This is a genomic window from Pseudactinotalea sp. Z1739 (assembly GCF_049725055.1).
GTDB lineage: Bacteria > Actinomycetota > Actinomycetes > Actinomycetales > Beutenbergiaceae > CALKWS01.
On record NZ_JBMPQA010000007.1, the window covers coordinates 171,652 to 186,921 of the forward strand.

Genomic DNA, 15,270 nt, shown 5'->3' on the forward strand with positions numbered 1-15,270 from the left:
CGGTGAGTGGATCCACTGAGCGCGGACCGGACCCGGGCACCCTCCCGCGGGAGACCACGGCGCCCCTGACCGGGTTCAGCGAGCCGACGACGGCGTGGTTCTCCTCCGCATTCGCCGCGCCGACCGCCGCCCAGTCCCAGGCGTGGGAGGCGATCGCCTCCGGCGATCACGCCCTCGTCGTCGCCCCGACCGGGTCGGGGAAGACGCTTGCGGCGTTCCTGGCCGCGCTGGACGGGTTGCTCACCGGCCCGGACCCGGCCGACCCGGGCCTGCGGTGCAAAGTGCTCTATGTGTCCCCGCTCAAGGCACTGGCCGCCGACGTGGAGCGAAACCTGCGCTCACCGCTGGTGGGAATCACCCAGGCCGCCCAGGCCCACGGCCGCTCGGTACGCGAAGTCCAGGTGGGCGTGCGCACTGGGGACACTCCGGCGGCGCAGCGTCGGGCCTTCGCCACCAGGCCCACCGACATCCTGATCACCACTCCGGAGTCGTTGTTCCTCATCCTCACCTCCGCGGCGCGGGAGGGGCTGCGAGGTGTGCAGCAGGTGATCCTCGATGAGGTGCACGCCCTGGCCGGCAACAAGCGCGGTGCGCACCTCGCGTTGTCGTTGGAGCGGCTCGATGTGCTCACCGAGCGCCCGGTGCAGCGGATCGGACTGTCGGCCACGGTCCGTCCGCCCGAGGTGGTCGCGCGGTACCTGGCCGGGGCACGCCCGATCGCCGAGGGTGGGCGCGAGGTGCGGGTGGTGGCTCCGCGCATCGCGAAGGTCCTGGACATCGACGTGACCGTCCCGGTGCCGGACCTGTCCGACATCGGCGGGGCAGCCAGCAGCGCCGACCCACCGGCCACCGGCGGGGACGAGGAACTGGACCTGTCCGGGTCCGCGGCCGGGCGGCTCCCGGAACTGACCCGCCCGGGCGCAGGGCAGGCCAACTCGATCTGGCCGCACGTGACCGAGCGGATCACAGACCTGATCAACGCCCACCGGGCCACGATCGTGTTCACCAACTCCCGCCGGGGCGCGGAGCGGTTGGCAGCCCGGATCAACGAGTGCCAGGCCCGGCGGCTCGGCCTGGACGATCCCGACCCCGGTGCCGATCAGCCGGCGCAGGCACCCGGCCAGTCCGGCTCCCGCACCGACGTACCGCCCGAGGCGGTGATCGCCGCGGCTCACCACGGCTCGATGAGTCGGGAGGAGCGCGTCCGGATCGAGTCCGCCCTGAAATCCGGGACGCTTCCGGCGGTGGTTGCTACGAGTTCACTGGAACTGGGGATCGACATGGGCGCGGTCGACTTGGTGGTCCAGGTCGGGGCCCCGCCGTCGGTGGCCTCGGCGTTGCAGCGCATCGGTCGGGCCGGACACCAGGTCGGGGAGGTCTCCCGCGGGGTGGTCATGCCGACCCACCGCGGTGACCTACTGGCTGCGGTGACCACGGCCGCCCGGGCCGGGTCCGGGCAGATCGAGCAGGTGCACATCCCGGCCAACCCACTGGACGTGCTCGCCCAGCAGGTGGTGGCCGCCACCGCGGTGCAGGACTGGGACGAGGCCGAACTTGTGGCGTTGGTACGCCGCGCGACTCCCTTCACCGGTCTCACCGACGGGGTATGGCGTGCGGTGCTGGACATGCTCTCCGGGCGCTATCCGAGTGAGGACTTCGCCGAACTGCGGCCCCGTCTGGTGTGGGACCGTCGCAGTCGGACCCTGAGCGCCCGCCCGGGCGCGCTCCGCCTGGCGGCGACCTCCGGGGGCACCATTCCCGATCGTGGGCTGTACGGGGTCTACCTCGTGGGGGAACAGGACCCGCGCCGCGGCGGCAAGCGGGTGGGAGAGCTGGACGAGGAGATGGTGTTCGAGTCCCGCGTCGGGGACACCTTCACCCTCGGCTCGAGCACCTGGCGCATCGAGGACATCACGCCCGACCGGGTCCTGGTCTCCCCCGCCCCGGGCCTGCCGGGCCGACTGCCCTTCTGGAAGGGTGACGCCCCGCCCCGCCCGGCCGAGCTGGGCCGAGCCCACGGGGAGATGATCCGCCACCTCGCCACCGACCCCGACGGCGCCCACGCCCGGGCGGGGCTGGCCGGCCTGGACGACTGGGCGCGGCAGAACCTGCTGACCTACATCGGTGAGCAGGAGCAGTCCACCGGGGCGTTACCGACCGACCGCACGCTCGTGGCCGAGCACTTCCGCGACGAGTTGGGTGACTGGAGAATCGCGATCCACTCCCCCTACGGCGCGGCGGTGCACGCGCCCTGGGCGTTGGTGCTCAGCGCCCGGCTGCGGGAGCGGTTCGGCCTGGACGCCCAGGTGATGCACGCCGATGACGGGATCGTGCTGCGATTGCCCGAGACCACCTGGGCCGAGGATGAGGCACGCGGTCCGCTGGACGTAGGCGAGCTGGTGTTGGCGCCGGGGGATGTGCACGCCGACGTGCTCAGCGCCCTGACCTCCTCGGCGCACTTCGCCGCTCGGTTCCGGGAGGCGGCGGCTCGCTCACTGCTCCTGCCCCGCCGCCGCCCGGACCGGCGCCAGCCGCTGTGGCAGCAGCGTCAGCGCAGTGCCCAGTTGCTCTCGGTGGCGGGCCGGTTCGCCGATTTCCCGGTGGTGCTGGAAGCGGTGCGGGAGTGCTTGCAGGACGACTTCGATGTCACCGCCCTGACGGACCTGATGCGCGCCCTGGATCGGCGGGAGGTGCGCCTGGTGGAGGTGCAGACCCCCCAGCCCTCCCCCTTCGCCCAGTCCCTGGTGTTCGGGTATATCGCGCAGTTCCTGTACGAGGGTGATGCGCCACTGGCTGAGCGCCGTGCCGCCGCGCTGACCCTCGATGCCCGGCTGCTGACGGAACTGCTCGGCGAGGGTGCCGAGGTGGCCGAACTGCTCGACCTCGACGCGCTGAGTTCGGTGGAGGCCGAGGTGGGTCTACGCACCGAGACGACCCGGGCCCGCGACCTCGAGGCCCTGGTGGACCTGATCAGGCGACTGGGGCCGGTGCCGCAGCACGAACTCACCGCGCGCAGTGCCACGCCGCAGGACGTACCCGGCTGGCTGGCGGACCTGGCCGCCGCCCGGCGGGTGCTGCCGGTGCGCGTAGCCGGGCAGGACCAGTGGGTGATCGCCGAGGACGCCGGCCGTGTGCGCGACGCGTTGGGTGTGGCGCTTCCCCCAGGGCTGCCCGAGGACTTCACCGCACCGGCCCCCGATGCTCTCCTGGATCTGGTGCGCCGGCACGCTCGCACCCACGGTCCGTTCCGCGCCGGCGAGGTGGCGCAGCGGTTCGGCCTGGGCGTGGCCACGCTCACCCCCGCGTTGACCGCACTGACCGACCAGGGGGTGCTCGCTGCCGGAACGCTGCGTCCGGCGCAGGCCCATACCGCGGCCAGTGCGGCCATGGCCGGGCCGGACTATTGCGACGCCCAGGTGCTGCGCAGGATCCGGCGCCGGTCGCTGGCGGCGCTGCGCGCCGAGGTAGAGCCGGTGCCCGCCGCGGCGCTGGGAATCTTCTCCCCGCGCTGGCACCAGATCGGACGGTTGCGCGGGGTGGAGGGGGTGCTCAGCACGGTGGAGCAACTGGCCGGCAGCCCGATCGCCGCCTCGGCATGGGAGTCCCTGGTGCTGCCGGCCCGGGTGAGCGACTACCGCCCGGCGATGCTCGATGAACTCACCGCCTCCGGGGAGGTGGTCTGGGTGGGGGCCGGCGCCGGACCGGGCAGCGATGGCCTGCTCGCCCTGCTGCCGGCCGAGGCTGTTGCGGAACTGGCGCCCCCGCCCGATGACGACGCCGCCCACGGCCGGGTGCATCGGGCCGTCCTGGAGGCGCTGGCAGGTGGGGGCGGAGTGTTCTTCCGGGATCTGGTCGCCGGTGTGCGTTCGGCCTCGCCCGCACCGGAGGAGGACGGTGACGACCAGGAGCTCGCGCAGGTCAGCACCGAGGAGGTGGTACGGGCCCTGTGGGACCTGGCCTGGGCCGGCCATGTGACGAATGACTCCCTGGCGCCGCTGCGCGTGTGGATGTCGGCGGGCGGCGCCCGGCCCGGCACCCATGTCGCCGGCCGGCGGCCCGCCCGGCCGCGGTCGCTGCGGGCCGGGGCGTTGCGTGCAGCAGGCTTCGGGGCAGGCGGCCGGCACACCGGCGGCGCGGTGCCCACGCCTCCTTCCGCGATCGGACGGTGGTCGGCGGTACCGGAACGGGCTCCAACGCCCGAGCGGGCCGTCGCCGCAGTGCTGTCGCTGGTGGATCGGGACGGCGTACTGACCCGTGGCGCGGTCGGGACCCGGGTGCCGGGCGGGTTCTCCGCGGCCTACCGGGTGCTGGCCGAGGCGGAGCAGGGCGGTCAGGTGCGTCGGGGGTACTTTGTGGAGGGCCTGGGGGCTGCCCAGTTCGCCCTGGCTGAGTGCGTGGAGCGGCTGCGTGCCGATGCGGCCGAGGTGGAGCGTGATCGTGGGCAGGCAGTGCTGCTGGCTGCCACCGATCCTGCGCAGCCCTACGGCGGTGCGCTGGCGTGGCCGGAGACGGTCACCACCACGGCTACCGGACACCGGCCGGGCCGGAAGGTGGGGGCCAGCGTGGTGCTGGTGGACGGCCGGTTGGTGCTGTACCTGGAACGCGGAGCCAGGAGCCTGCTCTCCTTCACCTCCGCTCCCGCGGCGCTGCAGGCCGCGGCGACCGAACTGGCCCGGTGGGCCGGCGACGGAGCGCTGGGCAGGTTCACGGTGCAGCGCGCAGACGGCGCCGACGCCCTCACCGAACGGAGCCCGCTGGTAGCGGCCCTGACCGAGGCGGGTTTCATCGCCACCCCACGTGGGCTCCGGCTGCGCGCGGGCTCGGGACTGTCGGGGAGCTCGGGTGCCCGAGGGTGACGTCGTGGCCCGAGTGGCGCGCCACCTCACCCGGGCACTGACGACGGGACCCTTGGTGCGTGCCGAACTACGCTGGCCGGGCCTGGGCGATGCCGACCTTACGGGTCAGCAGGTGAGCGAATGCCTCGGCTACGGCAAGCACCTGTTCATCCGCACCGGGAACGGCTGGAGCCTGCACACCCACCTGCGCATGGATGGCACCTGGCGGGTGCGGCGCACCGCCGCCCCGCCCGAAGCGCTCCGAGGTCGTTGGATCCGTGCGGTGCTCGCCACTGCGCGATGGACCTGTGTGGGTTCACACCTGGGCATGATGGACCTGGTGCGTGCTCGTGACGAGCGCCGGCTCATCGCGCACCTGGGACCGGACCTGATGGCGAAGCACCCGGACCTGGATGGGGCCGCGCGGAATCTGCATGCCCAAGGCTCCCGTGGGGTCGGTGAGTCGTTGCTGGACCAACGGGTGGCGGCCGGGATGGGCACCATCTACATGGCCGAGACACTGTGGGAACACCGGCTCAGCCCGTGGTTACCCGCCGACCGGGTGCCAGATCCCCGCGCGCTGTACGCCACGGCGTCGTTCCTCATGCGCCGCAGCGCCGACGCACCCGAACTGACCGCCACCGGGCACCTGGGAGCGGGGCTGCACACCCACGTGCACGACCGGGCCGGGAAGCCCTGCCGGCGCTGTGGTGAGATGATTGCCGTTGCCGAGGTTGCTGCGCCACCGTTGGCACGGCCGGCGTTCTACTGTCCGGGTTGTCAGGAAGGCAGGCGAGCGGGGGCCGGGTATTGAGGTTGCGGGGAGATCCACGGACACCGGTGCTGTCCGCGCTGATCCTGACGATGGCCATGGTCGCGATGGACACCACGATCATCGCCACCGCCGTACCGCAGGTGGTCGGTGACCTCGGGGGGTTCGATCAGGTCGGCTGGGTGTTCTCGGTGTACCTCCTCACCCAGACCGTGACGATCCCGATCTACGGCAAACTCACCGACGTCCACGGCCGCAGACCGGTGCTCGTGTTCGGGGTGTCGGTATTCCTGGCGGCCTCGGCCCTGTCCGCGGCAGCCTGGGACATGGTCGCGCTGATCGCCTTCCGCGCGCTGCAGGGACTGGGCGCGGGGGCGATCGCGGGGACCGTGCAGACCGTAGCCGGGGATCTGTACAGCGTGCGCGAACGCGGCCGGGTACAGGGGTACCTGGCCAGCGTGTGGGGCATCTCGGCGGTGCTCGCCCCGACCCTGGGCGGCTTGTTCGCACAGTACCTGTCCTGGCGATGGATCTTCCTGGTGAACATCCCGATCGGGATCTTCGCCCTGGTGCTGATCCTGCGGGGCCTGCACGAGGACATCGTGCGGCGGCGCCACAGGATCGATTACCCCGGTGCAACGCTGATCCTGATCTCGGCCGGGCTGCTCATCTTCTGGCTGCTTCAGGGCGGTGCCACCTTCCCGTGGTGGTCGGTCACCAGTGTGGTGATGGTGAGCGTGGCCGTCGTGGCCGCAGCCGCACTGGTGCTGGTGGAACGTCGTGCAGCCGAGCCGATCCTGCCACCACACCTGTGGGCGCAGCGCATCACCCTCTCGGCCTACATCGCCTCGGGGGCCGCGGGGATGGCGGTGATCGGCCTATCGGTCTACCTGCCGAACTGGGGGCAGAGTGTGCTCGGGCTGTCACCGATCGCCGCGGGGTTCGTGCTGGCCACGATGAGTATCACCTGGCCGATCACCTCAAGCCTGTCCGCGAAGGCCTACCTGCGAATCGGGTTCCGGGACACCGCCCTGGTCGGCGCCCTGGTCACGGTGCTGGCCGGGGTGGGGTTGAGCCTGCTCGGCCCGGACGCCGGAGTGTGGCAGCCGGTGGCGTGCAGCGCCCTGATGGGCGTCGGGATGGGTCTGTTGTCCACCCCGTTGATGGTGGGCCTGCAGAACACGGTCGGCTGGGACCAGCGCGGAACCGTCACCGGGGGGTTGCTGTACGCCCGTTTCCTGGGACAGAGCATCGGCGCGGCCGGGTTCGGTGCGGTCGCGAACACGGTGCTGCGGCGCCGGGAGGGAGCAGCCGCCGAAGTCGCGATGCATGCGGCGACTCATGCGGTGTTCGTGGCGCTACTGGTGGTAGGCGTGCTGGCCGTGGTGGCTCTGCTCCTCGCGCCCCGGCGGTTTCCCACCCATGCGGTGGGCGGGGAACCGGTCCGGGACGAGGGCTGAGCCCGGGCTCAGACGCCGGCGAGGTCTTCCTGGCCGAACTGCTCGGCCATGGCCATCTGCTCGGCGAAACTGACCGGGACCGTGTCCGGAACGGCGATCCCCTCGACCAGCGCGATGCGGTCGGAGACTTCCCGCAGCACCACCGACAACGGCACGCTCAATGCCGAGGCGATGGAGTTGAGCAACTCCGAGGAGGCTTCCTTCTGTCCGCGCTCGACCTCGGAGAGGTAACCGAGGGACACCTGGGCGGCGGAGGAGACCTCGCGAAGGGTGCGGCCCTGGCGCTGGCGGATGTCGCGAAGGACATCACCGATTTCTCTGCGAAGAACCACCATGGTGCGTCCCTCCTCTCTCGCCCGCATCGAACTCTTGGATGTGTGTGCCGGTGTTGCAGTATTACCGTACCCCGAGATCGCCCGTGGCACCGTCCGGGGAGTGGACGGACGGCCGGCCGGGCGCCTGGAGCGCGGAGAGTGCATACGTGTGATCATTACTTGCTTCAACGCCCGGGCGCATCTTGTTTGTTCCCGGTGGGCCGGATCGCCGCCGCGCCGAGCGCCAGCGCCAGGTCCACCGAGGACGCCCGCAACTGCTCCCGACCCCCGGCGAGTCGGTAGTGCCGTACCCAGACGCCGCCCGGATGGGCGCAGGCCAGATAGATCGTGCCGACTCCCTGCCCGTCCTGACCGGCCGGGCCGGCCACGCCGGTGGTAGCCAGGGTGAGTTCGGTGCCAAGCAGTTGCGCTGCCCCGGTAGCCATCTGCGCGGCCACCAGCGGATGCACCGGTCCGTGCGCCGCGAGCAGACCAGCGTCCACCCCGAGCAGATCCCGCTTGACGTCGGTGGCGTAACTGACAACCGAGCCCCGGAAGGTCGCCGAGGCGCCCGGAACCTGCACGATCCGGTCGGCGAGCAGCCCACCGGTGAGGGACTCAGCCGCGCCCAGGCTCCAACAGGCCGCGCCCAGCCGAGCCAGGAGCGTCGCGGCCGGGTTCTCCGCCGTCTGACCGGTCATGGGCCCGCTACTGCGCGGTGGCACCGCTCCGGGCCACCTTGATGGCTCGAATGAGGTAGTCCAGCCCGGTGACCACGGTCACCAGCACCGCGGCCAGCATCACGACGAACGCAGCGGTCTCGATCCAACCCCCGAGGGTGGCGCCGAGGAGGCCGACCGCGGGCAGGATCATCAGGGCGATGAAGATCACCTGCATGACCGTCTTGAGCTTGCCGCCCTTGGAGGCTGCCATCACCCACCGACGCACCATGATGAATCGCAGGATGGTGATCGCTGCCTCCCGGGCGATGATCGTGATCGTGGCCCACCAGGGCAGGTCACCGAGCATCGAGAGCATGATGATCGCACCACCGACGAGCATCTTGTCCGCGAACGGGTCGGCGATCTTCCCGAAGTTGGTCACCAGGTTGCGGGCCCGCGCGATCGAGCCGTCCAGCTTGTCCGTCAGCGCGGCGAGCAGGAACACCGCCAGCGCACCGACCCGCGACCAGGTGGTGTCCTGCCACAGCAGCACCATGAAGAAGGGGACCATGACGATGCGGAGCATCGTGAGCATGTTCGGCAGGTTCCAGACCTGGCCGGCATGAGGATTGACCGGTTCACTCGTCACCCGCCCAGGGTAAGGGAGATTCACAGGCTCAGCGGCCGGTGAGTTCCCAGGCATCGGTGGAGTCGGCGTCGGAGGCCTCGTCGTCGTACCCGGTGGCCGCTGCGTGCTCGGCGGCCTGCACGCCGGTGTCCTCATGGGACGTCTGGTGCGGCTCGGCATCGAAGGGGATGTCGCCGTCGGACCCGGGGCCGGGCCCGTCGCCGCGCAGCATCGCCAGGGTGGAGGGCAGGTCATCGGGGACCACGAGCACATCGCGTGCCTTGGAACCCTCCGACGGCCCCACGATCTCGCGGGACTCCAACAGGTCCATCAACCGGCCGGCCTTGGCGAAGCCCACCCGGAGCTTGCGCTGCAGCATCGAGGTGGAGCCGAACTGGGTGGAGACCACCAGTTCGGCGGCCTGCAGCAGCAGGTCGAGATCATCGCCGATGTCCTCATCGATCTGCTTCTTGGCCGCCGCGACCGTCACGTCCTCGCGGTAGGTCGGCTTGAGTTGGCCCTTGACGTGATCGACCACGCCGTGGACCTCGGACTCACTGACCCAGGCCCCCTGCACCCGCATCGGCTTGGAAGCGCCCATCGGCAGGAACAGGGCGTCACCCTGGCCGATCAGCTTCTCCGCGCCGGGCTGGTCCAGCACCACCCGGGAGTCGGTCACCGAGGAGGTGGCGAACGCCAGCCGAGAGGGCACGTTGGCCTTGATGAGTCCGGTGACCACATCGACACTGGGTCGCTGGGTGGCCAGCACCAGGTGGATCCCGGCTGCCCGGGCGAGTTGGGTGATGCGCTGGATGGAGGCCTCCACATCGCGCGGGGCCACCATCATCAGGTCGGCCAACTCATCGACGATCACCAGCAGATACGGGTACGGGGCGAGTTTTCGCTCACTGCCCGGCAGCGGGGTGACCTTGCCCGAGCGCACTCCGGCGTTGAAGTCATCGATGTGCTTGTAGCCGAAGGTGGCCAGGTCGTCGTAGCGGGTGTCCATCTCCCGCACCACCCAGTCCAGCGCCTCGGCAGCCTTCTTCGGGTTGGTGATGATCGGGGTGATCAGGTGCGGGATGCCCTCGTAGATGGTCAACTCCACCCGCTTGGGGTCCACCAGCACCATGCGCACCTCCTCGGGCGTGGCGCGCATCAGGATCGAGGTGATCATCGAGTTCACGAAGGAGGACTTACCCGCACCGGTGGCACCGGCGACCAGGATGTGCGGCATCTTGGCCAGGTTGGCCACCACGTAGCCGCCCTCGACGTCCTTGCCCACCCCCATCACCATCGGGTGCTCGTTGCGGCGGGCCGGCCCGGAGCGCAGCACGTCCCCGAGGGAGACCGTCTCGCGGTCGGTGTTGGGGATCTCGATCCCGATGGCCTTCTTGCCCGGGATCGGGGACAGGATGCGCACATCGGCGCTGGCCACCGCGTAGGCGATGTTCTTGCTCAGCGCGGTGACGCGTTCCACCTTCACACCCGAACCCAGTTCCACCTCGTACCGGGTCACCGTGGGCCCGCGGGTGAACCCGGTGACCTCGGCGTCCACGTCGAAGTCGGTGAGCACCGCGGTCAACGCCTGCACCACCCGGTCGTTGGCCTCCGAGCGGGTCTTGTGCGGGGCGCCCCGGGCGAGCATGTCGTCGGTGGGCAGGGTGTAGGTCAGGTCCGGCGTGAGCATCAGCTGCTCAGCGCGCGGTGGTAGCGGCCGGGTGGGAGGCGGTTCGATGACCTCGGTGCCCCCGGCCTCGGTGGCCGCCGACGCGGTCGTCTTCGCCGCGGCGGCCTTGGCCGGCTTCTTCTTCCCGGCCGGAGCAGCGGCCCCGGAGACGGACGCGGCACCAGCACGGGCCTCATCGGTGTCATGGGGATGGCTGAATGCCTCATCGCCCGCGAAGGCGCCGGGGTCGGGCGCCGATCCACCGCCCTTCCTGCGGCCACGACGGCGGTCGGCGCCGCTTGCGGGTGCATCCGGTCCGGCGCCGTCCGCGCCGTGCGGGGAGCCCTCATCCTCGGTGACATCCGCACCGGTGAGCCACTGCCAGGCTTGCACGAACCGGCGCGGAACGGCAGCCACCGGGGTGGCGGTCACCACGAGCAGGCCGAAGACCGCCAGCAGTACCAGCAGCGGAATGCTCACGTAGGTGCTCAGGGCGAGCGACAGCGGGTAGGCCGCCACGTAGCCGAGCAGTCCGCCGGCGCTGAACATCTGTGGCCAATCCGGGGGGCTCGGTAGTCCGCGCGCCACGTGGATCAGACCGCTGACCGCCATGGTCAGGGCACCCAGGCCCACGGTGATCCGGCCGTTCACCTCGCCGCGTTCGGGATGGCGCATCAGCCGGACCGCCATGAACAGCAGGATCAGCGGGATGACGGCGGCCAGCACCCCCACAGAGCCGGCGACCGCGGCGTGGATGACGTCCCCGGCCGCGCCGGAGAGGCCGAACCACACCCGCACCGCGATGATGACCGCCAGGCCCAGCAGCAGGAACGCCAGGCCGTCACGCCGATGAGCCGGATCCAGCCCCTTCGCGCTGGATCCGATCGAGCGGGCGGCACCGCCGACGACGTGGGCGGTGCCCATCCAGATCCCACGCAGCATCCGCACCGGCAGGGAACGCGTGGGTTCCGAACCCTCACCCTTGGACGCGGTGTCCCTCGTCGCGGTGGTACGCGAGGCCGTCGCTGTCTTCTTCCTACGTCCTGGTGGGGCTGACCGTCCGGGGGAAGTCGTCCGGGTCGCCATGGTACCTGCTGTCCTCCTGCCCTCGGGCATCGCTCATACGCGCCCGTCGCTGTCCACTGAACCAGAGGAACGGCAGAATCCTGCGGTGTGACACGCACTCCAGGGGCCCCATCCCCCGGGACCGGCGCGGCTGGGCGGCGCTCAGACGGCGATCAGACCGACGCCGAGCGTCAGCAGACCCGCGATCAGGAAGGAGGCACCGGCGTAGATCAGCACACTCCACCGGTTCGGCGTGCGCCGGTCCGGACCCATCGCGGAGAAGAAGAAGCCCGCCGGCATCAGGATCGCCGCGACCAGCACCCCGGTACGGGCCAGCCAGGCCCAGCCCCCGCTCAGGCCGGAGGCCTCGGTGAGAACCAGGCACACCAGTCCCAGGGTGATGAAGACCCCGGCGTGGCCGTGCCCGGCCCGGAAGGACCGGCGCTGGAAGTCGGTGACCGGGGCCTTGCCGGCATTGATGCGCAGCAGGAAGTAGCCGCCGGTGGTGACGGTGGTGGCCGCCAGCACGGCGATCCCGGCGGTGCGGGTGGCGGCTTCGGTCAATTCGAGCATGGGGCACCTCTCAGGGGCTGGACATCCATTCTCTAACACTGTTATCTAACGCTGTTAGGAAATGGGCGTCAAGCTCTTTAGACTTCCCTCATGCCCCGCCCGCGCCGTTACGACGACGACCTTCGCCGCCGGCTCCTCGACGTCAGTTCCGAAGCGATCAGCCATCGCGGTACCCAGGGGCTGAGCCTGCGCGCCGTCGCCGCCGGGGCCGGGACCACCACGGCGGCGGTGTACGCGTTGTTCGGTAGCCGCGATCACCTCATCGAGGCGGTCACGGCCGAGGGCCTGGCGCGGTTCGCCGCGCACCTGGATGCGGTGGAACGCACCCATGATCCAGGTGCGGACCTGCTCGCCCTCGGCGTGGCCTACCGCCAGAGCGCCCTGGACGACCCGCACTTCTACCGGGTGCTGTTCGGACCGAGGAGCACGGCCAAGCCCAGCCAGCCACAGGAGCACGCCACCTTCGATGCCCTGCGTCAGGCGGTCCGCCGGCTCGTCGGCGGTCCGGAGCCCGACGTCACCGAGCACACCTACCGGTTGTGGTCCGTCGTGCACGGCCTGGTGGACCTGGAACTGGGCGGCCTTCTCCCGGGCACGACGACGCAGCGGGCCGACCGCTACATCGCCACCCTGCGCGCCGTGGGTCCGGCGCTGCTGCGCGGGTAGTGCGGGACGATCAGGCTTCCACGACCACCGGGATCAGCATCGGACGACGGCGCAACCGTCGCGAGGCCCACCGGCCCACCACCCGCCGGATGATCTGCTGGAGCTGATGGGTGTCCACCTTGCCGCTGGCAGCGGCCTCGGTGAGGGCGTCGGTGATCTCCGGGACGATCTCCGATAGCCGCTCATCCCCTTCGGCGAGGCCGCGGGCCTGCAGGTGCGGCCCGGCCACCACCTTGCCGGTGGAGGAGTCGATCGCGGCGAAGATGCTGATGAACCCCTCCTCGGCGAGGATGCGCCGGTCCTTGAGCTCGGCGTCGGTGATCTCTCCCACCGAGGAGCCGTCCACGTAGACGTACCCGCACGGCACCGCCCCGGCGATGCTCGCCTTGCCGTCGACCAGGTCCACCACCACCCCGTCCTCGGCCAGGACCACCCGCTGGGGATCCACCCCGGTGGCCACCGCGAGCGCACCGTTGGCCACCAGGTGGCGGATCTCGCCGTGCACCGGCATCACGTTCTTGGGCCGGACGATGTTGTAGCAGTACAGCAACTCCCCGGCCGAGGCGTGACCGGAGACGTGCACCCGGGCATTGGCCTGGTGCACCACCTTCGCGCCGAGCCGGATCAGGCCGTTGATCACCCGGAACACCGCGGTCTCGTTGCCCGGGATCATCGAGGAGGCCAGCACCACGGTGTCCCCCGGGCCCACCGAGACCCGGTGGTCCTGGTTGGCGATCCGGGACAGCACCGCCATCGGCTCCCCCTGCGAGCCGGTGCTCATCAGCACCACCTGGTCATCGGGCAGGCTATCGACCTTCTTCTGATCGATGAGCACCCCGGATGGCACCTCGAGGTAGCCCAGGTTCTCAGCGATCTTCATGTTCCGCACCATCGACCGGCCCACCAGGGCGACCCTGCGGCCGTGGGCGTGGGCGGCGTCGAGCACCTGCTGCACACGGTGCACGTGCGAGGCGAAGGACGCCACCACCAGCCGGCCCTCCGCGGTCGCGAAGACGCCGTCGAGCACCGGGCCGATCTCCCGCTCGGAGACGGTGAACCCGGGCACCTCGGCGTTGGTGGAGTCGGTCATGAACAGGTCCACGCCCCGCTCCCCCAGCCGGGCGAAGGCACGCAGGTCGGTGATGCGGCCGTCCAGCGGCAACTGGTCCATCTTGAAGTCACCGGTGTGCAGAACGGTGCCGGCCGGGGTGTGCACGGCCACGGCCAGGGCGTCGGGGATCGAGTGGTTCACCGCGACGAACTCACAGTCGAACACTCCGGCCTGGAAGTGCTGGTCCTCGGCGACTTCACGGGTGACCGGCTTGATCCGGTGCTCGGTGAGTTTGGCCTCCAGGAACGCCAACGTCAGTTTCGACCCGACCAGCGGGATGTCCTGACGCATCCGCAACAAGTAGGGCACCGCCCCGATGTGATCCTCGTGGCCGTGCGTCAGCACGATCGCCTCGACATCATCCAGCCGATCGGCGATGTAGTCGAAGTCGGGCAGGATCAGGTCCACCCCGGGCTGGTGGTCCTCGGGGAAGAGCACACCGCAGTCGATGATCAGCAGCCGGCCGTCGTACTCCAGCACTGCCATGTTCCGGCCGACCTCGCCCAGCCCGCCGAGCGGAACGATCCGCAGGCCCCCCTTCGGCAGCGGCCCGGGCAGGTCCAGATCGGGATGGGGATGACTCATGAGCGGTCCTCTTCTTCCAGCCCGTGCAGGCGCAGGGCGGTACGTAGATCAGCAAGTTCTGCCTCGTTGGCGGCGACCAGGGGCGAGCGCACCGCGAGGCTGGGTAGGCGCCCCTGCAGGTACAGTGCGGCCTTGGACATCACCGCGCCCTGACCGGTGCCCATGATCGCATCACACACCGGGGCCAGGTCCGCCGAGAGGTCCCGGGCGGTGAACAGGTCACCGTCGTCGATCGCTTTCACCATCTGGGCGTACTGACCGGCGACGACGTGACCGACCACCGAGACCACGCCGGAGGCGCCATGGGTCAGCCAGGCCAGGTTCAGCGCGTCGTCGCCGGAGTAGTACTCCAGACCGGTGCGGCGCATCCGGTCGAAGCCCGCCGGGACATCACCGGTGGCGTCCTTCACGGCGCGGATGCGGGGGTGCTCGGCGAACCGGTCCAGGATCTCGTCCCCGATCGCCACTCCGGTGCGGCCGGGGATGTCGTACAGCATCGCGGGCAGGTTGACCGAGTCCACGATCGTGCAGATGTGCCGGTAGACACCCTCCTGGGAGGGGCGGTTGTAGTAGGGCGAGACCACCAGCAGGCCGTGGGCGCCGTTGCGCTCTGCCGCCTTGGCGATCCGGGTGGCGTGCGCGGTGTCGTTGGATCCGGCGCCGGCGATGACCATGACCTCCGACCCGACCTCGTCGACGACGGCGGCCACCAGGTCATCCTTCTCGGGCTGGTGGGTGGTGGGCGATTCTCCGGTGGTGCCGTTGACCACCAGGGCGTCGCACCCGGAGGTCACCAGATGGCGCGCCAGGACGCGGGCGCTCGGCACGTCGATGCTGCCATCGGGATGCATCGGGGTGACCATCGCCACCGACACCGAACCGAACGTGCGCGGTGGCACCCTGCGGATGTTCTCAGCCATGCCTAGACGG

At 70.6% G+C, this 15,270-nt stretch carries 11 protein-coding genes; 4 read left to right on the forward strand and 7 right to left on the reverse strand.

Annotated features, from left to right (window positions below):
* The first annotated feature begins 2 nt into the window (after positions 1 to 2).
* The 3 genes from ACO0LV_RS11165 to ACO0LV_RS11175 are packed head-to-tail and all read left to right on the forward strand — an operon-like array spanning position 3 to position 7,067.
* Complete coding sequence (locus ACO0LV_RS11165; RefSeq protein WP_424787973.1) at positions 3 to 4,856, forward strand: DEAD/DEAH box helicase; 4,854 nt, start codon at positions 3 to 5, stop codon at positions 4,854 to 4,856.
* Positions 4,843 to 5,649 carry a DNA-formamidopyrimidine glycosylase family protein gene (locus ACO0LV_RS11170; RefSeq protein ID WP_424787974.1) on the forward strand — a complete coding sequence of 269 codons (807 nt, stop codon included), beginning with the start codon at positions 4,843 to 4,845 and terminating at the stop codon, positions 5,647 to 5,649. The genes ACO0LV_RS11165 and ACO0LV_RS11170 overlap by 14 nt, the downstream gene beginning before the upstream one ends.
* A 26-nt stretch (positions 5,650 to 5,675) precedes the next feature.
* Positions 5,676 to 7,067, forward strand: a complete 1,392-nt coding sequence (locus ACO0LV_RS11175) for an MDR family MFS transporter (RefSeq protein WP_424787975.1) — start codon at positions 5,676 to 5,678, stop codon at positions 7,065 to 7,067.
* Positions 7,068 to 7,075: 8 nt separating this feature from the next.
* Here the strand turns inward: ACO0LV_RS11175 and ACO0LV_RS11180 are convergent, their stop codons facing one another.
* The 5 genes from ACO0LV_RS11180 to ACO0LV_RS11200 form a co-directional block, all read right to left on the reverse strand.
* On the reverse strand, positions 7,076 to 7,402 hold the full coding sequence (locus ACO0LV_RS11180; RefSeq protein ID WP_424787976.1) for a helix-turn-helix domain-containing protein: 327 nt from the start codon (positions 7,400 to 7,402) through the stop codon (positions 7,076 to 7,078).
* A 164-nt stretch (positions 7,403 to 7,566) separates the two neighbouring features.
* On the reverse strand, positions 7,567 to 8,082 hold the full coding sequence (locus tag ACO0LV_RS11185; protein ID WP_424787977.1) for a CinA family protein: 516 nt from the start codon (positions 8,080 to 8,082) through the stop codon (positions 7,567 to 7,569).
* 7 nt (positions 8,083 to 8,089) lie between these two features.
* Positions 8,090 to 8,692 carry a CDP-diacylglycerol--glycerol-3-phosphate 3-phosphatidyltransferase gene (gene pgsA / locus ACO0LV_RS11190; RefSeq protein ID WP_424787978.1) on the reverse strand — a complete coding sequence of 201 codons (603 nt, stop codon included), beginning with the start codon at positions 8,690 to 8,692 and terminating at the stop codon, positions 8,090 to 8,092.
* Between the two features lie 28 nt (positions 8,693 to 8,720).
* Positions 8,721 to 11,264 (reverse strand): DNA translocase FtsK 4TM domain-containing protein, encoded by a 2,544-nt coding sequence (locus tag ACO0LV_RS11195; protein WP_424787979.1) that lies wholly within the window; start codon positions 11,262 to 11,264, stop codon positions 8,721 to 8,723.
* A 303-nt stretch (positions 11,265 to 11,567) separates the two neighbouring features.
* Positions 11,568 to 11,978 carry a hypothetical protein gene (locus ACO0LV_RS11200; protein ID WP_424787980.1) on the reverse strand — a complete coding sequence of 137 codons (411 nt, stop codon included), beginning with the start codon at positions 11,976 to 11,978 and terminating at the stop codon, positions 11,568 to 11,570.
* 90 nt (positions 11,979 to 12,068) lie between these two features.
* Here ACO0LV_RS11200 and ACO0LV_RS11205 point away from each other — a divergent pair, with 90 nt between their 5' ends.
* On the forward strand, positions 12,069 to 12,644 hold the full coding sequence (locus tag ACO0LV_RS11205; protein ID WP_424787981.1) for a TetR-like C-terminal domain-containing protein: 576 nt from the start codon (positions 12,069 to 12,071) through the stop codon (positions 12,642 to 12,644).
* Between the two features lie 10 nt (positions 12,645 to 12,654).
* Here ACO0LV_RS11205 and ACO0LV_RS11210 read toward each other — a convergent pair whose 3' ends face one another.
* A complete protein-coding gene (locus tag ACO0LV_RS11210; RefSeq protein WP_424787982.1) occupies positions 12,655 to 14,340 on the reverse strand; it encodes a ribonuclease J in 1,686 nt (561 codons plus the stop codon).
* A complete protein-coding gene (gene dapA, locus ACO0LV_RS11215; protein ID WP_424787983.1) occupies positions 14,337 to 15,260 on the reverse strand; it encodes a 4-hydroxy-tetrahydrodipicolinate synthase in 924 nt (307 codons plus the stop codon). Before dapA ends, ACO0LV_RS11210 begins: the two co-directional genes overlap by 4 nt.
* Positions 15,261 to 15,270 lie beyond the last annotated feature (10 nt).